At 35.7% G+C, this 22,981-nt stretch carries 18 protein-coding genes; all 18 read left to right on the forward strand.

Features of this window, described 5'->3' with window-relative positions; genetic code table 11:
• The first annotated feature begins 78 nt into the window (after nt 1-78).
• The 18 genes from QQZ16_RS14760 (at nt 79) to QQZ16_RS14845 (ending at nt 22,941) form a co-directional block, all read left to right on the forward strand.
• Nucleotides 79-1,425: an aspartate kinase gene (locus tag QQZ16_RS14760; RefSeq protein ID WP_031539540.1), complete on the forward strand. Its 1,347-nt coding sequence runs from the start codon at nt 79-81 to the stop codon at nt 1,423-1,425.
• A gap of 330 nt (nt 1,426-1,755) precedes the next feature.
• On the forward strand, nt 1,756-2,565 hold the full coding sequence (locus tag QQZ16_RS14765) for a basic amino acid ABC transporter substrate-binding protein (protein ID WP_031539541.1): 810 nt from the start codon (nt 1,756-1,758) through the stop codon (nt 2,563-2,565).
• 195 nt (nt 2,566-2,760) lie between these two features.
• Complete coding sequence (locus QQZ16_RS14770; RefSeq protein ID WP_031539543.1) at nt 2,761-3,417, forward strand: amino acid ABC transporter permease; 657 nt, start codon at nt 2,761-2,763, stop codon at nt 3,415-3,417.
• Nucleotides 3,414-4,136 carry an amino acid ABC transporter ATP-binding protein gene (locus tag QQZ16_RS14775; RefSeq protein ID WP_031539545.1) on the forward strand — a complete coding sequence of 241 codons (723 nt, stop codon included), beginning with the start codon at nt 3,414-3,416 and terminating at the stop codon, nt 4,134-4,136. The genes QQZ16_RS14770 and QQZ16_RS14775 overlap by 4 nt, the downstream gene beginning before the upstream one ends.
• 629 nt (nt 4,137-4,765) lie before the next feature.
• On the forward strand, nt 4,766-5,971 hold the full coding sequence (locus tag QQZ16_RS14780; protein WP_031539569.1) for an amidohydrolase: 1,206 nt from the start codon (nt 4,766-4,768) through the stop codon (nt 5,969-5,971).
• A gap of 43 nt (nt 5,972-6,014) precedes the next feature.
• Nucleotides 6,015-7,229, forward strand: a complete 1,215-nt coding sequence (locus QQZ16_RS14785; protein ID WP_031539567.1) for a M20 family metallopeptidase — start codon at nt 6,015-6,017, stop codon at nt 7,227-7,229.
• 373 nt (nt 7,230-7,602) lie between these two features.
• Nucleotides 7,603-8,625 (forward strand): ABC transporter ATP-binding protein, encoded by a 1,023-nt coding sequence (locus tag QQZ16_RS14790; protein WP_235248897.1) that lies wholly within the window; start codon nt 7,603-7,605, stop codon nt 8,623-8,625.
• Nucleotides 8,622-9,632: an ABC transporter ATP-binding protein gene (locus QQZ16_RS14795; RefSeq protein ID WP_235248885.1), complete on the forward strand. Its 1,011-nt coding sequence runs from the start codon at nt 8,622-8,624 to the stop codon at nt 9,630-9,632. Before QQZ16_RS14790 ends, QQZ16_RS14795 begins: the two co-directional genes overlap by 4 nt.
• A gap of 15 nt (nt 9,633-9,647) precedes the next feature.
• Nucleotides 9,648-10,598 carry an ABC transporter permease gene (locus QQZ16_RS14800; RefSeq protein ID WP_031539562.1) on the forward strand — a complete coding sequence of 317 codons (951 nt, stop codon included), beginning with the start codon at nt 9,648-9,650 and terminating at the stop codon, nt 10,596-10,598.
• 12 nt (nt 10,599-10,610) lie between these two features.
• Entirely contained in the window at nt 10,611-11,537 is a 927-nt protein-coding gene (opp4C, locus tag QQZ16_RS14805; protein ID WP_031539559.1) for an oligopeptide ABC transporter permease, read from the forward strand.
• A 49-nt stretch (nt 11,538-11,586) separates the two neighbouring features.
• A complete protein-coding gene (locus QQZ16_RS14810) occupies nt 11,587-13,206 on the forward strand; it encodes an ABC transporter substrate-binding protein (RefSeq protein ID WP_031539558.1) in 1,620 nt (539 codons plus the stop codon).
• A 519-nt stretch (nt 13,207-13,725) separates the two neighbouring features.
• Nucleotides 13,726-15,483, forward strand: a complete 1,758-nt coding sequence (locus tag QQZ16_RS14815) for an ABC transporter ATP-binding protein (protein ID WP_031539556.1) — start codon at nt 13,726-13,728, stop codon at nt 15,481-15,483.
• Complete coding sequence (locus tag QQZ16_RS14820) at nt 15,446-17,275, forward strand: ABC transporter ATP-binding protein (protein WP_031539553.1); 1,830 nt, start codon at nt 15,446-15,448, stop codon at nt 17,273-17,275. The genes QQZ16_RS14815 and QQZ16_RS14820 overlap by 38 nt, the downstream gene beginning before the upstream one ends.
• A 346-nt stretch (nt 17,276-17,621) precedes the next feature.
• Entirely contained in the window at nt 17,622-18,320 is a 699-nt protein-coding gene (locus QQZ16_RS14825) for a GTP pyrophosphokinase (protein ID WP_031539551.1), read from the forward strand.
• A 197-nt stretch (nt 18,321-18,517) separates the two neighbouring features.
• Nucleotides 18,518-19,672, forward strand: a complete 1,155-nt coding sequence (locus tag QQZ16_RS14830) for a DEAD/DEAH box helicase (protein ID WP_031540218.1) — start codon at nt 18,518-18,520, stop codon at nt 19,670-19,672.
• A 193-nt stretch (nt 19,673-19,865) separates the two neighbouring features.
• Nucleotides 19,866-20,099: a hypothetical protein gene (locus tag QQZ16_RS14835; protein WP_284561467.1), complete on the forward strand. Its 234-nt coding sequence runs from the start codon at nt 19,866-19,868 to the stop codon at nt 20,097-20,099.
• 395 nt (nt 20,100-20,494) lie between these two features.
• A complete protein-coding gene (locus QQZ16_RS14840) occupies nt 20,495-21,631 on the forward strand; it encodes a GerAB/ArcD/ProY family transporter (protein ID WP_031540216.1) in 1,137 nt (378 codons plus the stop codon).
• 125 nt (nt 21,632-21,756) lie between these two features.
• The gene (locus tag QQZ16_RS14845; RefSeq protein WP_284561468.1) at nt 21,757-22,941 is read left to right on the forward strand and encodes a GerAB/ArcD/ProY family transporter; all 1,185 of its coding nucleotides are present in this window, start codon (nt 21,757-21,759) and stop codon (nt 22,939-22,941) included.
• The last annotated feature ends 40 nt before the right edge of the window (nt 22,942-22,981 follow it).

The raw sequence follows: 22,981 nt of genomic DNA on the forward strand, positions 1-22,981 counted from the left end.
AGTGTGAAATAGTGATAATAGCGATAGTGAATAATTTTGAAAATTATTACTATTTAACAATTAGTGGGAGTTGTCGAAATGAAGGTTGTCAAATTTGGGGGTAGTTCATTAGCTACGGGGAATCAATTGGAAAAAGTATTGCAAATAGTTAAAGCAGATAAGGAGAGAAGGATTGTTGTTGTATCTGCACCTGGAAAAAGATATGAAGAAGATACGAAGGTTACAGATTTATTAATCCAATGCGCAACAGCTGTCATAAATGGGGATAGCCCTTCCCCTTATTTAGAGGAAGTGTTAGCCAGGTATGCAAATATTGCCAAAGAATTGGATCTTTCCAGTGATATCATAGCAAATATAAAACGAGATTTATTAGAACTAATAAATAATTCCGCTGATAAAGATGCTTTTATGGAAGCGATGAAAGCTAGTGGCGAGGATAATAATGCAAAATTAGTTGCACACTTTTTTAAAGATAGAGGATTAGATGCAATCTATGTTAGTCCGAAAGAAGCGGGCTTAATTGTAAGTGATCATCCTGGAAACGCTCAGGTGCTTGCTGAATCATATGATCGACTATTCACTTTAAGGGAACAAAAGAACATTATTGTTTTCCCAGGCTTTTTTGGATACAACGAATCAGGAAAAGTTGTTACTTTTTCAAGGAGCGGCTCCGATATAACTGGTGCGATTCTTGCAAATGGAGTGAAGGCGGATTTATATGAAAACTTCACAGATGTTGATGCAGTATACTCCGTCAATCCTTCCATTGTTAAACAGCCAAAAGAAATAAAGGAGTTAACCTATCGGGAAATGCGTGAATTGTCTTATGCTGGATTTTCTGTATTCCATGCGGAAGCACTTATACCGGCTTACCGTGCAGGAATTCCTGTACAAGTAAGAAACACGAATAATCCTTCAGCACCAGGAACAAGAATTGTTGCATCAAGAAGCAATACAAATGGACCGGTAGTTGGAATTGCTAATGATAAGGGATTTTGTTCTATTTATATTAGTAAATACTTAATGAATCGTGAAGTTGGCTTTGCAAGAAAAGTCCTATCCATATTAGAGGAGTATCATATTTCTTATGAACACATGCCGTCTGGGATTGATGATTTAACAATTGTTTTGCGTCAGGATCAATTAACTGGAAAAAGCGAACAAGAAATATTAGCAAAAATCTCCGATGAATTACATGTAGATGAGATAAAGGTAGAGCATGATTTAGCACTTATCATGCTTGTAGGAGAAGGCATGCGTCATAATGTTGGTACAAATGCCCGTGCATCTAAAGCACTTGCAGAAGCAGGAGTAAATATTGAAATGATAAACCAAGGATCATCAGAAGTAAGTATGATGTTCGGCGTGAAAGAAACAGTCGTAAAAAAAGCGGTAAAGGCAATTTACGAAGAATTTTTTCAATAATTTAACGCGGAAATGATAATGCTATAGCAAAGAAATATTAGAGGATGCAGGGAAAAGAATAGGAAAATTTTTTGAAAAAGAAGAAGTTCAACTTTCAAATCTTTATTTGAAAAGGGGCTTCTTCTTTTAATTTATGTCTATTATTCAAATCTTGAGAAATTTTAAAAAGTTTTCTTGTATATAAATTAACAAAAAGTTATAATAAATGCATTACAAAAGATAGATATATTAAGATAAGATTGGTTATGGAAGAGTTTTTTTATCTGTTATTATCGGAAAATTCTATATTATATAAATATAAAATTTTACATCAAAAGAGGGGGAATTACATTGAAGAAAAAAGGGTATTTATTTGCTTTATTTATGTCGATAGTACTAGTTCTAGCTGCATGTGGTACAAGCTCAGAAAAATCAAATAGTGATGAAGAAGGCAAAAAGAAATTGAGAGTAGTAACCGACGCGGCCTATGCACCATTTGAATACATGGATAAAGACAAGATTATAGGTTTTGATGTGGATATTTTCACTGCTGCTGCAAAAGAAGCAGGATATGATTTTGAAATTGTTAATGTTGGATGGGATCCTGTTTTTGCGGAATTAGAAAATGGAACAGCAGATGTAGGTTTATCTGCCATTACGATTAACGATGACCGATTAAAATCTTATGATTTCTCTATTCCTTATTTTGAAAGTACTAATAAAATTTTAGCTCCAGAAGGAACGGATATTGAAAAAGCTGCTGATTTGGTAGATAAGACAGTAGCAGTTCAAGCAGGAACAACAGGTGCAGATGCAGTGGATGCACTATTAGGAAATGGCAATGAGAAAGTGAAAAAATTTGAGAATAATAATTTAGCTATTCTTGAAATGAAAAATAATGGTGCAGATGCAGTTGTTGCAGATAATGCAGTACTAGAAACCTATGCTAAAAATAATCCACAGGATAACTTTACGGTTATTGAAGATAAGGAAGGATTCGAATCTGAATATTATGGTTTCATGTTCCCTAAAGGAAGCGAAATTGTGGAGGATTTAAGCGAAGGGCTTAATGCGATTTTAGATAATGGAAAATATGCAGAAATATATAAAGAATGGTTTGGTCAGGAACCAGATATTGAAAATTTAAAAGCACAACAATAGAAATATTACAGATGAGGAAGGGTACTCAAAAATAGGCATTTCCCCGCTTGAACAATTAGGGAGCACAAATTTCTTCCATATTGTAGCTAAGTGAGGGAAGGTCCTTCTGAGTACCTTTTTTTAAAGAAATTTGAGGTTTTCTATTACTTAAAAAGTAAATGGATAGCAGTAATACTGTTTTTTGGAGGAGAAGTAATGGATTTTAATTTCACGATAATTTGGGAATATGCTGATTTATTTAAAAAAGGTATATTAGTAACCATTCAATTATCCTTATATGCAATTGTGTTTGGGACCATTTTAGGATTATTAATTGGTCTTGGGAAAATAGCAAAAAATCAGTGGATTTCCCTTCCGTTTCGCTGCTATATTGCGGTTTTCCGTGGAACGCCCCTTTTTGTACAAATCTTAATTATTCATTTTGGGTTCATCCCGTTATTCTTGAACACTACAAATGCTATGGTAGCAGCAATAGTCGCATTATCGCTAAACGCGGCTGCTTATATTGCAGAGATTTTTCGAGCCGGAATTGAATCTATTGACCGCGGACAGATGGAAGCTGCAAGGTCTTTAGGAATGACCCATGTACAGGCAATGCGCTACATAATCCTGCCACAGTCAGTAAAACGAATGATCCCACCACTTGGCAATGAATTTATCGTTTTGATTAAAGATTCCTCTTTAGCAGCGGTTATAGCTGCACCGGAGTTAATGTATTATGCAAGGCTCATGATGGGGCAATATAATCGAGTTTGGGAGCCATATTTAACAGTAGCTGTTATATACCTAGTTCTAACTTTAACATTAAGCTTCTTCTTAACTCGTTTGGAAAGAAGGTTGAAAACAGAATGATTGTTGTAGATAAATTGAAAAAGTCTTTTGGAAATAATGAAGTATTGAAGGATATTAGTATAACGATTAACCCTCAAGAGGTAGTTGTTATTATTGGCCCTTCTGGATCTGGAAAGTCTACTTTTCTACGTTGTATCAATTTATTAGAGAGTATAACAGATGGGACCATTCACATTAAAGGGAAGAATATTACCGATAAGACAACTAATATTAATGAAGTTCGTAAGGATGTAGGCATGGTATTTCAACAGTTTAATTTATTTCCCCATAAAACGGTTCTGCAAAATATCATGATTTCTCCAATGAAGGTAAAGAAAGTATCGAAGGAAGAGGCCGAGGAAAAGGCACTGGCGTTATTAAAGAAAGTGGGCTTAGAGGATAAAGCAAAAGTATATCCTGATTCCCTTTCAGGTGGACAAAAACAGCGTGTAGCAATTGCAAGAGCTTTAGCGATGGAACCAAGTATTATGTTATTTGATGAGCCTACATCTGCCCTAGATCCAGAAATGGTAGGAGAGGTATTGGAAGTAATGAAGGATCTTGCAAAGGAAGGAATGACAATGATTGTCGTAACACATGAAATGGGATTTGCTAGAGAGGTTGGCGACCGAGTTATTTTTATGGATGGAGGATATATTGTAGAAGAAGATACTCCAGTAAAGCTATTTAGTAATCCTAAGGAAGAGCGAACAATATCCTTCTTAAGTAAAGTCTTATAGGAATTTACGAAAGAGGCTGGGACATAAACATTTCATCTAGTAATAAACGCGAACAATTATGTGATTAATCCGCATGATTATTCGCGTTTTTGTTTTAGAAATAGGTTTAAAAACGAAGTGAAATGGAGTGGAGGACGCTCGACTCCTGCGGGAAATAGAGGAAAGGCTGAGACCCCGCAGCGCATGGGAGGAGGCTCAGCTTCCTCCCCGGCGCATCGTGCGTCTGTAGCGCAATGGAACGACTTAGTTTTTACACTTAACTATATTTAAAACATAGATAACTATCATGAGAAAGTAGCTTTATTTAAAAGTTAAATTAAAGATTGTTCGTCTTTAAAGATTAGTTATTTAGTTTTGTGCCAGCCTTTTTTTATAGAATTTAGGAATGTCATTTCGTCTATAAGAAAAGAAAATTGTAAACGATAACAACCTTTATATAGAAAGATTTGATAAAAATGTAGCAGTTATAAATTTAATTCTGAATATTTCGATGATTAAAAATTCTTATTATACTTTATTGGAAATTACCGTTAATATAAAAGAAATCGAAATGAAGTATTGGTTTAAGCTCCATTTTTTCTTCTCAGGAGGTATGCCTTATTAAGAGCAAAATTATTAGGAGGGGTAGTATGTTAAAAAAATGGCATAGTGAATTAGCGCAGATGTTTGATCAAATGGTTGAATGGAGAAGGCATTTTCACCAGTACCCGGAACTATCTTTCCAAGAGGTGGAAACACCAAGAATGATTGCTGAAATTTTAGAGGGATTCGGTATTGAGGTAAGGAGAAATGTAGGCGGTAGAGGAGTTGTTGGAAAAATCTATGGTGCGAAACCTGGAAAAACAATTGCATTGCGTGCTGATTTTGACGCTCTACCAATTCAAGATGAAAAGGATGTACCATATAAATCAAAGGTCCCTGGTGTCATGCATGCATGTGGGCATGATGGACATACCGCCACCTTATTAGCAGTGGCAAAGGTTCTTCAAGATAATAGAGACAGTATTACAGGAAATATTGTATTGCTTCATCAGCATGCAGAAGAGATGTCGCCAGGTGGAGCAAAGGCGATGATTGAAGATGATTGTTTAAAAGATGTAGATGTTGTTTATGGCTCCCATCTATCTTCTCTAAATGAATTAGGAAAGTACTATTATAAACCAGGCTATTCCCAGGCGGCAGCCGACGCTTTTGAAATTACGATTAAAGGAAAGGGCGGACATGGTTCTGCTCCCCATGAAACGGTGGATGCTATTGCTATCGGTACTGCATTAGTAAGCCAGTTACAATATATTGCTAGTAGACGGGTTGATCCATTAAATCCTGTTGTATTGTCTATAGGTTCCTTCCATGGAGGAAATGCTAAAAATGTAATTGCCGATACTGCGGTGATGACAGGAACTGTAAGAACGCTAGATAAAGATTTGCGTTTATTTATGGAAGAAGAAATTAAATTAATGGCAAATGAAATTTGCGAAAGTATGCAGGCTACTTGTGAGATTAATTATATTAAGGGTTACCCTGCAGTTTATAATCATGAGGAAGAAGTAGAGGTTTTTGAAAAGGTCATTGAAGATTCACTTGATAAGAATATGTTAGTTCGTTCCGTACCAATTATGGGGGCAGAGGATTTCTCCTATTATTTGCTTGAAAAGCCGGGCATGTTTTTTCATACAGGGGCACAGGTAGCAGATGGAAAAGCTTATCCTCACCATCATCCAATGTTCGATTTTGATGAAAGGGCAATGATTAATACTGGAAAAGCGTTCCTAAGTATTGTCGATAATTATGTATCGTCACAGGTGAAAGAAAATCTTGCTGAACCAGTTCGATAAAAAGGCATTTTCGAAAAATAAATGGGATGGGAGCGATTAATAGATGTTAGATAAATGGTACAAAGAAATCGAAGCAATGTATGACCAAATGGTAGAGTGGAGACGATATTTACACGAAAATCCAGAGCTGTCTTTTCAAGAAGTAAATACAAGTAAAATGATTGGTGACTTATTAGAAAGCTTCGGTATTGAGGTCAGACGGAATGTCGGTGGAAACGGAGTTGTCGGCAAAATTTATGGGGCAAAGCCAGGAAAAACGATTGCTTTACGAGCAGACTTTGACGCATTGCCTATTCAGGATGAGAAAGACGTTGATTTTAAATCGAAGGTACCAGGTGTGATGCATGCATGTGGACATGATGGGCATACCGCTACCTTATTAGCTGTAGCGAAGGTTCTACAAGAGAATGCGGATGACTTAGCTGGAAATGTGGTGCTGCTACATCAGCATGCTGAAGAATTGCCGCCAGGGGGAGCCATTGCGATGATTGAAGATGGGTGTTTAGATGGGGTCGATGTTGTTTATGGTGCTCATTTAGCTTCTGGTGCTGAACTAGGAAGTGTTCTTTATGGAATAGGACCTGTTTCAGCTGCAAGTGACGCCTTTGAATTAAAAATCCAAGGAAAAGGTGGACATGGTGCTTCTCCACATCAAACGATTGATTCTGTTGCAGTTGGTGCCCAAATTGCTAATCAGTTAAAACATATTGTGAGTAGAAGGGTTAACCCGCAAAAGCCTGCAGTAATTTCGATCGGTTCATTCCATGCAGGAAATGCAGGGAACGTCATAGCAGATACGGCTGAACTAACTGGAACAGTCCGCACATTCGATGAGGATGTTCGGTCCCTGATTGAGGAAGAGATGGAGCAGTTGATTAGTGGTGTATGTAAAGCATTTCATGCAGAATATGCATTTAATTATGCAAAAGGCTATCCATCTACTGTTAATACGGCAGATGAAACGAATATTTTAGAAAAGTGTTTGATCGACGTCTTACCAGAAAGCAAGCTTGTAAAAATAGAAAAACCAGGCATGGGTGGAGAAGATTTTTCTTACTATCTGCAAAATCGTCCTGGATGTTTCTTTTCGGTTGGAGCTCGAAATGAAGAAATTGATGCTGTGTATCCTCATCATCATCCAAAATTCACTTTTGATGAAAGGGCATTGCTTCATACAGCTAAAATATTTTTAAGCTTGGTAGATTATTATACGAATGCAGAAAAGACGGAGGCCTTAGTAAATAGTTCTACTATATAAAACTAGAATTAGATTCTAGCATTCTCTAAGTAGTATGCGCCTATCAGCTAGCAAACTTCTGATCACCTCTTTTGCGTAGTCAACATCAGTTCACTAACGTTCACTGTGTTTCCTTTATCGAAAGAACGTGTTCTTCCAGTTTGTACGCTGATAACCAGGCGCTTACGCTTTACGAAATAACAGGGATTAAGATTCTAAGTTAGAGACCAATCTAGCTCCAGCGCCTATCAGCTAGCAAACTTCTGATCACCTCTTTTGCGTAGTCAACATCAGTTCACTAACGTTCACTGTGTTTCCTTTATCGAAAGAACGTGTTCTTCCAGTTTGTACGCTGATAACCAGGCGCTTACGCTTTATATTTAGGAGGGGAAGTATGGGGGAGAATATTTTAGAAGTGGATAAACTGCAAACGGCTTTTCGGACGGATAAGGGAGAGGTTGTGTCGGTAGAGGAGGTTTCATTTCAGCTTCAACCAGGTGAAACCATTGGTATTGTGGGAGAGTCTGGATGTGGTAAAAGTGTAACTTCTTTATCCATTATGAGGTTGCTAGGAAAACATGGATATATCAAAAACGGTTCGATTAATCTGAATGGAAATGATTTAACAAAATTAACCGAAGCAGAAATGCGTAAGGTTAGAGGAAATGAAATATCTATGATTTTTCAAGAACCAATGACCTCTTTAAATCCAGTTTTTACAATTGGTAATCAAATGGTGGAATTGATTCGTTTACATATGGGTTTAAATGCTAAGAAAGCTAAAAGCTATGCGGTAGAAATGCTTAAGAAAGTAGGTATTCCGAGAGCGGAGGTAATTATAGATGAATATCCACATGCGCTTTCTGGAGGAATGCGACAAAGGGTAATGATAGCGATGGCGCTATCTTGTAAACCTAAGCTATTAATTGCAGATGAGCCAACTACTGCATTAGATGTAACGATACAGGCACAGATTCTTGAATTAATGAAAAGCTTAAAAAATGAGTCAGAGACAGCTATTATGATGATTACACATGACTTAGGTGTAATTGCAGAAATGGCAGATAAAGTAATTGTCATGTATGCGGGACAAGTAGTAGAAGAAGCAGATGTCTTTACTCTTTTTGATGAGCCGAAGCATCCTTACACGAAAGGCTTAATCGACTCTATCCCACACCTAGAGTATGATGCTCAGGAAAAGCTATATTCCATTCCCGGTTCTGTTCCAACGTTGCAGCAAATGCCTAAAGGCTGTAGGTTTCACACACGATGTCCTTACGTGACTGAAAAATGCATTGCCGAAAAACCTCCCCATATTAGCATAGACAATAAACGAAATCATAAAGTTCGTTGTTGGCTATATGAGGAAAAACAGCAAGAGAGTATGTCAAATGAAGAGAGGGAGGTTACTGTATGAGCATAGAAACTTTACCTATAAAAGACGGAATATTCAAACAACTACAACCGTTAGTAGAAATTCAAAACCTAAAGAAATACTATCCAATTAAGAAGGGGATTTTATCGAAAACAGTTGGTCATGTCAAAGCGGTGGATGGGCTTAATTTTTCGATTTATCCTGGTGAAACCATTTCCCTTGTCGGGGAGTCTGGTTGTGGGAAATCCACTACAGGAAGAGCAATCGTAAAGCTTGATCCACCGACAGACGGAAAAGTGTTATTTGAAGGAAAGGATATGGCGACAATTCAGCATAAGGAATTAAGAAAAATTAGGACGGAGATGCAAATAATCTTTCAGGATCCCTATTCTTCTCTTAATCCACGTAAGCGAATAGGCGATTTATTGGCAGAACCATTAATTGCCCATCGACTTGCCACGAAAGAAGAGGCAAACAAAAAGGTAGACCAAATACTTGAAATAGTAGGATTAACTAAATTTCATAAAAGTAGATATCCTCATGAATTTTCTGGTGGTCAAAGACAAAGGGTTGGCATTGCTAGAGCGCTTATGCTAAATCCGAAATTGATTGTTTGTGATGAACCAGTGTCAGCATTGGACGTTTCTATTCAAGCACAGGTGTTAAATCTATTAAAAGATTTGCAAAAGGAATTTAACTTAACCTATTTATTTATCGCGCATGGATTAGGAGCAGTTAAATATATAAGTGATCGAATAGCTGTTATGTATCTAGGAAAAATCGTTGAAATTGGAAAAACAGAAGAAATCTTTAAAAATCCCAAGCACCCCTATACGAAAGTATTGTTAAGTGCTTATCCTATTCCTAATCCCCATCTTCGAAATAGAGAAAGGATTGTCGTGGAAGGAGATGTTCCAAGTCCAGCAAATCCACCAAAGGGCTGTAGATTTCATACAAGATGTCCAATGGCTCAAGCTATTTGTAAGGAGAAGGAGCCGCTATTGAATGCTACAGATCATTCAGTCGCCTGCCATTTTCCACTAAATTAAAGGAGGGAGATTTGATTGTTTCAATATATTATTAGGAGATTATTAATTGCCATTCCAGTGTTGCTGGGAGTAACTGTTTTTAACTTTTTCATTATTAACCTAGCTCCAGGTAACCCTGTGGATATGTATATTAATCCAGATACAACCCAGGCAGATATCGATGCGAAGAAAGAAGCATTGGGACTTAATGATCCTATTTACATTCAGTACTTTAGATGGCTCGGAAATCTTCTTCAAGGAGATTTTGGATTTTCTTATACCACGTATGAACCAGTATTGGACTTAGTGCTAAATAGAGTTGGGCCAACCTTACTTCTTATGAGCACTGCCTTAATTATTGCTTATATCATTGCCATTCCAATTGGAATCTTAAGTGCCACCAAGCAGTATTCGTGGATTGATTATTTAACAACTACCTTTTCCTTTTTAGGTGTATCTATTCCTAACTTTTTCTTAGGATTAGGAAGTATTTATGTTTTTGCTCTCGTTTTAAATATTTTACCTACAGGTGGGATGTTTACACTTGGTAGCAACGGTGGATTTGCTGATACATTATTTCACCTTATTATGCCAGCAGCTATATTAGGGACTGCCATTGCAGGAAGTACAGTCCGTTATGTAAGAAGTAGCATGCTAGAAGTATTGGGGCAGGATTATTTGCGGACTGCTCGAGCGAAGGGATTAAAGGAATTTATCGTTACCAACAAACATGGATTAAAAAATGCGCTTATTCCTATTATTACTATTATTGGGATGGAGATACCGATTTTAATTGGTGGGGCAGTAGTAACAGAGCAAATTTTTCAATGGCCTGGTTTAGGGCAATTAACGATTCAGTCCATTTCATCACGGGACTATCCAACATTAATGGCGATAAATTTTATCGCAGCACTTGCTGTACTCTTCTCTAATTTGATTACTGATATTTTATATGCTGTTGTGGATCCAAGAATAAAGTATAACTAAGGGGGAGTGAACATGAGTATTCCTAATGTGAAAATGGATACGGATTTACCAGTAAATAATGTGGTGATTCCTGTTCAAGAACAGTTGGGGAATGAAGAAAGCTACCTGAAACTAATTACAAAGCGTTTTTTTAAACATAAGCTAGCAGTTGGTGGGCTGATTATTTTTTCATTAATGGTTTTGATTGCAGTCTTTGCTCCAGTAATTGCACCACATAATCCATATTCGGTAGATGGAGAATTTGCGGCACCTCCTTCTGCTGTGAATATCCTTGGTACAGATGAAGTGGGCAGAGATTTGTTTAGTCGCCTATTATATGCTGCTAGAGTTTCCTTATCAGTAGGAGTAGGGGCAGTTGCAATCTATGTTGCCATTGGTACCATTCTAGGAGCGATTGCAGGATACTTTGGAAAATGGGTAGACATGGTCATCATGCGTATTACAGATATATTTATGTCATTTCCGTATTTAATGGTTATTTTAGTCCTTGTAAGTATAATGGGACCTAGTCTTTTTAACGTTATTTTGGTATTAGGCTTGCTTGGTTGGCCGTCAATCGCCAGATTAGTAAGAGGGTGTGTACTAACAATTAAAGAAATGGATTATGTAAAAGCGGGGGTTGCCCTAGGCTATTCAACGCCTAAAATTGTATTTCAGCATATTCTACCAAACTGTATTGCACCTATTTTAGTAAATGCTACATTTGGTATTGCTTCTGCCATTATTATGGAAGCTTCCCTTAGTTTTCTTGGAATGGGCGTTCAGCCTCCAACAGCAAGCTGGGGAAATATGTTAAACGAAGCTCAATCTATTACAGTACTAGCAACGCAGCCCTGGTTATGGATTCCTCCTGGAGTAATGATATTACTTGCCGTTTTATCTATTAACTTTATGGGAGATGGATTAAGGGATGCAATGGATCCGAAGAGCCTTAAATAATGGAGTTTGTTATTTACTAACATTATAGAAAATAGACGGGGGAAAAATCATGAAAAAATTTAAAACAATATTTAGCATGTTTTCCATTGTGATATTATTGTTGCTTTCAGCATGTGCTGGTGCAAATAATACAGCATCAACAAGTGGAGGGTCAAAAGAAAATACGATGTATCTCGGCCTAGTAAATGCTCCAGTAAGCTTTAATCCAATAAACTCTTCTGATATTGCAGCAGCATGGTTAGAAAAGTTTATGTTTGATACTTTCCTAGAAATGACGGCACCATTAGAATTCACACCAAAACTAGCAGAATCGTTTGAGACAGAGGATAATCAAACATTTACAATAAAGATTAATAAGGATGCAAATTGGTCAGATGGCACGCCAGTTACCTCAGCAGACGTTGCCTTTACTTTGAATTTAGTTGCCAATCCAAAGACTGAAACAGCTGTTGGAGCTTATTTAACCCAATTAGACGGGTTAACGGTAAATGGAAAACTTCCAGACGGTGTAACAGAAATACCTTCTTTAACGATTGTTGACGATAAGACAATTCAATTTAAAACAAAGGAACCTGTTGATCCGAATATGGTAAAAGAACAGTTAGGATCAAAATTTATGATTCTACCAGAACATATACTAAAGGACGTAGCACCAGAAAATTTACAAAAAGATCCTTTCATGATGAGTCCAACTGTAACCAATGGACCTTTCAAATTTGTTAAGTATGCGAAAGATCAGTATATCGAATATGCGAAAAATGATGACTACTATTTAGGAGAAGTAGAATTAGATAAATTATTCGTGAAAATCATGCCAGCTGCAAACCTTGTAGCCCAATTACAAACAGGGGAGATTCATATGAATGCAGCCGGAGGTATCGGGAAAATAGCAGTTCAAGATTTTGAAACAGTAGAAGGCTTTGATAATGTAACCACAAAAACAGAGAAAACGTATGGATATCAAAACATGAGTTTTAATATGGATACAATGTCAGACCAAAAAGTGAGACAGGCAATTGCATATGCAATCGACCGTCAAAAGATTGTTGATCAATTGCTGAAAGGGGAAGGAGAAATTATAGACGGACCTTATACGTCTATCAGTCCATACCTGAATAAAGATCTAGAAACATACACATATGATCCAGAAAAGGCGAAGCAACTATTAGAAGAAGCCGGATGGGATTTCGATAAGACGATTGAATTCGTTGTACCAATCGGAAATAAAGTACGTGAGCAATCAGCAAATATTATTGCAGAAAATCTAAAAGCGGTTGGCTTAAAGCTTAATACGACAACGTATGATTTCCCAACTATTATGTCAAAAGCGAAAGCTGGAGATTATGATTTAATGTTAATTGGTTTTACTAATACAATTGATCCAGATTTAACTACGATATATGGTTCAAGTGGATCAAGCAACTACACGATGTATAACAATCCAAAGGTAGACGAATTACTTGAAAAAGGAAAACAAGAACCAGATACAGAAAAACGTAAACAGATTTATAATGAACTTCAAGAAATTTGGAGTGAAGAACTGCCAATCTTTACATTATATTCTGACTATGACTTTGCAGCAGTATCGAAAGATGTAGCATTTGGAGGACCAAAGATTTTCGGTTTCCATAATGAACTATATAAATGGTCATTGACAGGTGCAAACTAATAAAAAAAGAACGACTGAGCCTATTTTGGCAACGTCGTTCTTTTTTTAGTGAGTAGGGGGATTGCTAGTGATAAGTGTTTAAGTGTAGAAAGGAAAAGAGAGAGCGGCTCTCTAAGCCCGAAAGCGAGAGAAAAGGAGTGACAAGGTAACAGAGAGCCACTCTCTAATCCCTCTTCTTTAAATAAACAATCAAAAGAGTAACAGATAAAAATTCTACATCTTGTTTCAGAATAGATACCGTAATGAGTGGTAACAAAAGTATCTGTAACTGGATAATTATAATCTGATTGCGTGTGGAGACGTCACCAATAAAATAAAACAATGTCTTTCTAGCACAATCTAACGAAAAATTCCCCCTAAATACTCCCGAAATCTTCTTCTGAAGGATGAAAATTAGTGTTTTCTAACTGACTAAAAAGAGGTATGATAAAAATAATGTTTAGTAAACCTAAAGAAATTTCATCGATGGTTGGAAAGGACGGATATTTCAACCAATCAGGACAAAGGCTGGAGGGAATAATGTCAAAAATATTTGGTAGACTTCGAGTATATAAACTAAGTATAACAATTGCTCTTTTTCTTATGTTAACAGAGCTTGCAGTAGAATTAGTTCAACCATTAATCATGGCAAAAATTATTGATGATGGATTGGCTCATCAAGATACAAAAGTTGTCCTAATTTGGGGAGGGCTGCTAATTGTATTTTCCCTTGTAGCCTTTGCTGCGGGAATCATAAATACGTTTTATTCTTCCCATGTTTGTCAGAATTTTGGCTATAGTCTTCGGAATGAGCTATATCAAATCATTCAATATTTTACCTTTTCAAGTAGTAATGTTTTTGCAAGCTCCTCTTTGATTACGAGATTAACTAATGATATTACCCAATTACAAAACACCATATTTATGGGATTGCGATTTTTATTAAGGGCACCACTTTTAATTGTAGGCGGAATCGTTATGTCCTTTCTAGTTAATGTAGAGCTGGCACTAATTCTGGCAGTGACCATTCCATTAATCGTGATTATGTTTATTTGGGTAATCAAAATAGGGAGAAAGCTTTTTCAATCTGTCCAAAAGAAGTTGGATCATGTTAATAGTGTCATGCTTGAAAATTTAACAGCTGTCCGATTGATTCGTGCTTATATACGGAAGCAATTCGAAAGAAATCGTTTTACACAAACAAGTGAAGAGCTAAAAAATCTTACACAAAGAGCATTAAGAATCATGGAAACAACGGTACCGCTTTTACTTTTTGCAATGAATTTATGTATTATTGCGATACTTTGGATTGGTTCTGGGCAAATAAATACTGGTGAAGCTCAGATTGGGGAGGTAGTCGCGGTTATTAACTACACATTAAGGATAACTTCTTCTATTTCTGTAGTCAGTATGTTAGTAATGGTTATCTCCCGCTCAAAGGCTTCAGCAGATCGTATTCAAGAGATTATTGATATAGAAGAAAAGGATACGGATAATCCGGAAGGAAATAGGAATTCAAAAATTAAAGGAAAAATTAATTTTCAACATGTATCCTTTTGTTATCCTTCTAATAGAAAAAACACCATTGGAAATTTGCAATTTACCATTCAGCCAAAAGAAAGAATTGCGATATTAGGAGCGACAGGATCAGGAAAGACAACACTTTTCCAATTGATTCCCAGACTGTATGAACCAACAGAAGGAACGATCTTAATTGATGATAAACGGATCGATTCCTACTCATTAAATGCACTAAGAAAGCAAATAGGCTATGTACCACAGGAATCGATGCTCTTTACTGGAACGATTAAGGAAAATATTATGTGGGGAAATCCCAATGCTACCTTTGATGAGGTGGTGCAAGCTGCAAAGGATGCCCAAATACATGAAACAATTATGTTAATGCCCAATACATACGATACGAGAATTGGGCAAAAGGGAGTTAATTTATCGGGTGGACAAAAACAGCGTCTTTCCATTGCAAGAGCCCTTGTCAGAAAACCAAGTATTCTTCTTTTAGATGACAGTACAAGTGCTTTAGATTTGAAGACAGAAAAAAAACTGCTTGATGCAGTCGCCTCTTATCAATGCACGCTTCTGCTCATTACCCAGAAAGTATCTACTGCTATGAAGGCAGATCGGGTGATGCTAATAGAAAATGGGGAAATTGTAAGCTTTGCTCCCCATGATCAATTATATAAAACAAACAAGCTTTACCAAAAAATAGTCGAATCACAGCTAGGGGAAGGAGAGTGGGAGAATGCAAAGGGAACTAACCGATCCATTTCACTATCCTAAACCTGATATAAAGCCAGATGCTACAGTTGTTAAAAAAGGAAAAAAACCAAAGAATATGGGGAAAACTTTATATCGGTTATGGGCATATCTGGCCCAAAAAAAAGGGTTGCTGATTCTTGTTTTAGTGATGGTTGCACTAAGCTGTGCATTAGGATTATTGGGACCATATGTATTAGGGATGTCTATTGACCGCTTTATTGTAAATAGAAATTTAGACGGATTTACAGGAATGCTATTATTTCTTGGCTGTATTTATTTTCTTAATTCCATTGCATTATTTTTACAAAGCTATTGGATGATTGGAATATCACAAACAACTGTTTTTCAGCTAAGAGCAAATTTATTTCATCAATTTCATGAATTACCGATAAGTTATTTTGACAAAAAACAGCATGGGGAACTAATGAGCCGTGTTACCAATGATATTGAAAACGTAAGCTCCACCTTAAATAGCTCTGTTATTCAAATCTTTTCTAGTATAATCACTTTAATCGGGACCGTAGTGGTGATGTTTATACTAAGCCCGTTGTTAACGGTTCTGACTTTAATAATTGTTCCAGTAATGTTTTTGGGGATGAAATGGATAACAAGCAGAACGAGTGTGTTATTTAAGGAGCAACAAAAGAACTTAGGTGACTTAAATGGATTTATCGAGGAATCCATTTCTGGTCAAAAAATCATAAAAACATTTTCCCTAGAGAAAAAAATGATTAATGATATGAAAGAAAAAAGTGATAAACTTAAGAATTCTGCTTTTTGGGCACAAGTATATTCAGGATTTATTCCAAAGCTAATGAATATGTTAAATAATGCTAGCTATGCGATTATTGTTGGAGTTGGCGGGCTGTTAGCACTGAAGTCAGGTGCTGTATCAATTGGAGTAATTGTTATTTTCGTAGAATATTCAAGACAATTCACTCGGCCATTGAATGATTTATCTAACCAATTTAATACTTTACTATCTGCAATTGCTGGTGCGGAAAGAGTATTTGAGGTATTAGATGAGGAAAGAGAAGAAGAAGATGAGAAAACGGCAAGCGAAATAAAAGAGACAAAGGGAGAAGTTCAATTCAAGCAAGTTTCCTTTTCTTATGAGACAGATAAGGAAATATTGAAGGATATTAACTTTAAAGTAAATCCTGGCGAGACAATCGCTTTTGTTGGACCAACAGGAGCAGGAAAAACTACGATTATCCAGCTTATTACGAGATTTTATGATGCAACAACTGGAAGTATATTGGTGGATGGTCATGATATAACAAAAATAAAAAGAGAAAGCCTCCGTTCACATATGGGATTTGTCCTTCAGGATAATTATTTATTTGAAGGAACGATACGGGAAAATATTCGATACGGCAGACTGAACGCAACCGATAAGGAAGTCGAGGATGCAGCAAAAATGGCGAATGCTCATGGCTTTATTGAACATCTCCCAGATGGGTATGATACGATTCTTTCTGCAAATGGAAATGGAATAAGTCAGGGGCAAAAACAATTGTTATCGATATCACGAGCAATCCTTGCTGATCCGTCCATTCTTATTCTCGATGAAGCCACAAGCAGTATTGATACCATTACAGAAGTGAAAATACAAGAGGCTTTAAAGCGCTTGATGAAAGGGAAAACTAGTTTTGTTGTTGCCCATCGGCTTAATACGATTAAACACGCAGATATGATCCTTGTCTTAGATAAGGGAATGATTATCGAAAAAGGTTCTCATGATGAATTATTGAAAACAAGAGGATTTTATTATGAACTACATCAAAATCAGTTTTCAGAAGCAGCAGAATAGTATTTTTATAAACGGAATTTTCATCTAATACACCGGTTGGTCAGTAAGGCTATTAAGCTTATTGAACAGTATTTCCCTTTCTTAATGTCTTGTATATAAAGGTTAAAGGGAGTACTGTTTCTTTTTTAATAAAAAATAGTATTGGATATAAATGATATTTGACTGACCGGTCATTTTGGTTTACTATATAAATATATTCGGTGCAAGTCAACACCCGAAAATAGCTCGAATTATATAAAGGTGGATGTTGAAAATGAAAACTATTGACCAAATTATTGAGTTTTTAAAGAGTATCGGAGTAGACGCAGAAAAGGTTTATCGGAATCCAAAGGAGACTTACTAGTAGATGGAAAGCGTAAAACACCTCAAAACATATATGGAAGATAATCATTTTGATTTAAATGAATTATCAAATGAACTAAATGAATGGAAAAATAGCTTAATCATATACAACTTTGCTCTAGACGAGATAAATACGAAATTAAAAATTATAAATGAAGAATTTCAATTTATTCATAATCATAATCCGATTGAACATATAAAATCGCGCATTAAGGATCCAAGAGGAATCATGCAGAAGTTACATCGGAAAGGACATGCAATTTCAATTGAAAACGCGAAGAAATATATACACGATATTGCTGGAGTCCGTATTACATGTTCATTTATATCGGATATTTATGAAGTTTTTAACATTATAGAAAAACAGAATGATATTAAGGTCCTACAGGTGAAGGATTATATAAAAAATCCAAAAGCCAATGGCTATAAAAGCTTACATTTAATCATCAGTATTCCTGTATTCTTAAGTACTGGTATGCAAGAAGTATGTGTCGAAATTCAAATTAGAACAATCGCGATGGATTTCTGGGCAAGCCTAGAGCATAAAATCTATTATAAATTTGATAAAGATGTTCCTAGACATTTGCTTAATGAATTAAAGGAAGCAGCAGATGCAGCACATGAATTAGATGTGAAAATGAAGAAAATTAAAGACCGAGTCGATATTTTTCAAACTGTTGGTAAACAACAAACGTTAATATAAGTTGAGGGAGGAAGCTTCTTAAGGGACGCTTCCCCTTTTTTATTGAGGGTGATCCAAAGTAAGCGTACCCCCATCAAAAATATATATTACCTCAATAAAAAAGGTTTCATATCAATTTTTCAGTAAATAATTTATAATAAGAAGACATATTTTAAAGTTAGATGCAATTCGTCTAACTTTTTTAAAAGGAGAACGAAATGAAAGAACAGCAATTTTGGAATACATTTAAACCATTTATACAGCAGAACTGGGAGAAAGCGAATTTTAAACACGCGACATCTATCCAAGCACAATCCATACCACTTATATTGGAGGGAAAAGATGTAATTGCTGAATCCCCAACAGGAACGGGAAAAACACTAGCTTATTTATTGCCAGTTATAAATAAAATTGATACGGACTCAAAGAATATCCAGGCGATTTGTCTTGCTTCTTCTCAAGAGCTTGTTATGCAAATTTTGGCAGAAGTACAAAAATGGGGAGAGGGTAGCGGTATTCGTTCGGCTTCGTTTATTGGTGGAGCCAATGTAAAAAGACAATTAGAAAAGCTGAAAAAACACCCTCATCTTGTTATTTGTACACCTGGAAGAGCGTTAGAGCTGATTAAACAGAAAAAATTGAAAATGCACGAAGTAAAAACAGTTGTACTAGATGAAGCGGACCAATTATTGGTATCAGAGCATATTGAATCTGTCCGACAAATTGTAAAAGCCACTTTAAAAGATAGACAAGTTGTCTTATTCTCTGCAACCTTACCAAAACATACAGAAGATATTGCCAAGGAACTTGTTCAAGATGCAGAAATTATCCGTGTGAAAAAAGATAAGGTGATTGATGCAGCAGAAGTGGAGCATATTTATTTTCAAGCAGAATATCGAGATAAGGTAAAACTTTTAGAGCCAATCTCTCGTTTGAACAATGCGAAAATTCTTGTGTTCGTAAAAGATATTGGCAATTTAAATGTAATTCATGAAAAATTGACCTATAAAAATATTCAAACGAGTATTTTGCATTCTGATTTGAATAAGATGGAGCGTCAGAAATCATTAAAAGATTTCCGAGATGGAAAGCGTAATATGCTGCTAGCAACAGATGTGGCAGCTAGAGGGCTTGATATTCAAAATATCACGCATGTGGTCCATTATGATTTAGCTACTGATCAGACACAGTATATTCATCGTTCCGGTAGAACGGGGAGATTTGGTGCATCAGGAGTGGTAGTTAGCTTAGTTACAGAAAGAGAAGAAAGAGAACTGAAGCAAATGGCTAAAAAGCTAAACTTAAGATTATCACGTAAAAGCTTTTATCATGGGGAAATCATTGATTATCAAATGAGAGAAAAAAAGAAATAATACCATTTCAATATAAAGCTGTCATTAATCCAAAAAATTGGGTAGATGACAGCTTTTTTATTTGGCAAAAGGGTAAGGGGTGGCAAGCCTAAACAGACTAATCTTAGATAAAAAATGAAAAATTAGGCATAAAAATGGAGAAATTTCACAAGATAATACCATTAATAAACAAAGCACTTAAAGGAAGGGTTAAATGGTAACTTTTGCTTATCTATTAATATTTACATCTATGGGTATTTTGACCGTTGGCTTAGATATTATTGTGTTTCATGAAGGGTTTATGAAATGTTTTAAAAAAATTTATGAGGCGGAAGTTGGGGCAGGTGCAATTACAATTGTATTTACTGCAATATTTGGCTTCGTTTGGTCTGTCATTGTGGATTTTCGTTTATGGAAAAATAAAAAAAGGGAAAGCAGAAGATACTAGGATGAACATTATCTAATTATTTGAGTGTATTTGCTAAAAGATTCTGTTTTGTTCAAAGTATTCAGGCTAATTCGGTAAGGTAACAGTCTAATAAATAGAAGCAAGGTAGATTTTTTGGAAGTACGAATCCTATCCCAACAAAAAGAGACATCGAAGGAAGAGGAAATTCTGAAAAAACCGACTGATGGAAGGATCACTTGATCTAGATTAAGAGACCACTTTTAAATAGCGGATTAATTTTTAGTGTGCTTTCACTCTTAGAAGAAGGGTACAACTACACAGTCTTGGAAAGCAAACTTAGAACATCACAAGGTATATATAAGTACATGTTTTTTAATTGTATACATAAGGGACCAAGGCGCTTGCGCTTTTTCTAAAAGGAAGTGTGTAACAGCATGTTAAAAGAAAATATTTCGTTAACTCAATTGGCTGCAGTCATTTTTAATTTCCAAATTGGTAGTACGATTGTAATTGGCCTTGGATTAAAAGCGAAGGAGGATGCATGGATTGTTCTTCTGATTGCTTTAGGATTAGGCGTAATTATTACCTTGTTTTTTATTTATATGATGACTTTGGCACCGGGGAAAAATTTATTTGAGATGTTTGAGTATTGTTTTACACGGCCAGTTGCAATCGGCCTCAGTATTGTTTATGCTCTTTATTTTTTTTACTATAGCTGTCGTATTATTAGGGACTTTGGGGAGTTAATTGCAAGTACGGTACTTCCTATAACACCAATTGAAGTATCGACAATCATGCTTGTCATTGTGATGGGATATATTATGTATTTGGGATTGGAAGTTCTTGCTAGAACTGCGGAAATCTTTACTCCATATGCATTTATCTTTATCCTACTTTTGTTTATTTTTTTGTATGCGGGCAATAACATCGATTTTTCTAATATTCGACCAATCTTAAAGGATGGCGTTAAGCCACTCTGGAGTATGATTTTTCCCTATGAAATTGTACGACCCTACGGACAATTGCTTATTCTAACCTACATATTGAGCAATGTATCAAATGCCAAATACAGCAAGAAAATAATTATTTATAGTGTCCTTATATCAAGTCTATTATTGCTAGTAACGTCGCTGATGATTGTTTTGTCTTTAGGACATGATATTGCCCTACGCTCCAATTTTCCATTGTTGAGTGCGGCTCGGCTTGTTTCAATCGGCAATTTCCTGCAGCGAATAGATGCTATTGTTGTTTTCTGTATGATGCTAGGAACACTCGTAAAAAGTTGTATCTATATTTATGGGGGATTAAAGGCTTTAGAATATATTTTTAATCAAACATTTCGATATTTTGCCATTCCAATGGTCTGCGTGGTTGGTGTTTTTACAACCTTAATTGCTCGGAATTATTCCGATCATATGAATGAAGGATTGCAGTCTAATCCTTATCTACTACATATTCCTCTGCAATTTGGCTTACCATCACTAATGGTGCTTATTATGATGATTAAACATTGGAACAGATCTAACACCAGGAAAAAGGTCAATAGAGATTATAGGGAACACGGTTCATAAAAAGTGCGATTGATAATAAAGAAGATAACATTTTCTGATGAAGTGATGCTTAAATGACAACTAGCAATGAAATAGCTGATTTAAACGCTTGATGAAAATTATAACCAATAAGGTGCTGAATGATTATGTTGACAGAAAAACTATCTTTAACACAAATATTTACGATGATTATTAATTTCCTTCTTGGAAGCTCTATCGTAGTTGGCATAGGAATGGAAGCTAAGAGAGATGCATGGCTAGTTGTTTTAATTGGAATGTTTATCGGCTTAATTGTTATGAGTTTTTATCTTTATTTCATGTCATTGCTACCAGGGAAAAATATATATGAGATAATCGAATATTGTTTTTCTCGAAAAGTTGCAGTAATTCTTGCTCTTGTTTATCTAAGTTATTTTATCTATATTTCTGCAAGGGTTATTAGAGACTTTGGGGAACTAATCACAACTGCCATTCTTCCTGCAACACCTATCGAATTTACGATATTTACGCTCATGTTAGTAATTGGCTATATATTGTATCTAGGAATTGAGGTTTTAGGGAGAACGGCAGAGATATTTAGCCCCTATATGTTTGTATTTGTATTCTTGCTGTTTATTTTATTATACGCTGGAGGCAAAATAAATCTTACGAATATACAGCCAATTCTTAGCAGTGGAATAATGGAAGTTATTAAATCGACCATACCTTCCATTATTGCATTTCCTTTTGGTGAGCTTATAGCATTTACAGTTATTTTGGCAAATATAGGAAACTATAAAGCGGCTAGCAAGGTATGTTTAATTAGTGTATTTATTGCTAGTGTAATCTTATTGTCCTCTGTTTTTCTCATCATTGCTACATTAGGAGAAAATACAGCGACCCGCGCAAATTTCCCATTATTGATTACTGCAAGGCTTGTTAGCATTGGTGAATTTCTTGAAAGAATAGATGTGTTAGTTGTGTTTATTATGATGCTAGGAATATTGATCAAAAGTTCAGTGTTTTTATATGGAGGCTTAAAAGGTATAGAGTATATTTTTAAAATTCCATTTCGCTATTTTGCAATGCCGGTATCCTGTATAGTAGCGATGTTTTCAATCTTTATTACGATAGATTTTTCCGATCATTTGGTAGAAGGATTACATGTAGATATATTTCTACTCCATCTTCACTTTCAATTTGGATTTCCTATTTTGATTGTGTTTGTACTGTTAATAAAAAAATGGAAGGAACAAAGGAATGAAAAAAGTCCTGCGGTAATATGTCAAGTACCAAAATCTAAGGAATTGGAAATTGTAAGCCAACCAATACCTAAAAAAGACAATACTTAAGAAACCCAGTAAGATATTAAACCATTTACTGGAAAATATT

This window comes from Bacillus sp. T2.9-1 (genome assembly GCF_950097965.1).
GTDB classification, from domain to species: Bacteria; Bacillota; Bacilli; order Bacillales; family Cytobacillaceae; genus Niallia; species Niallia hominis.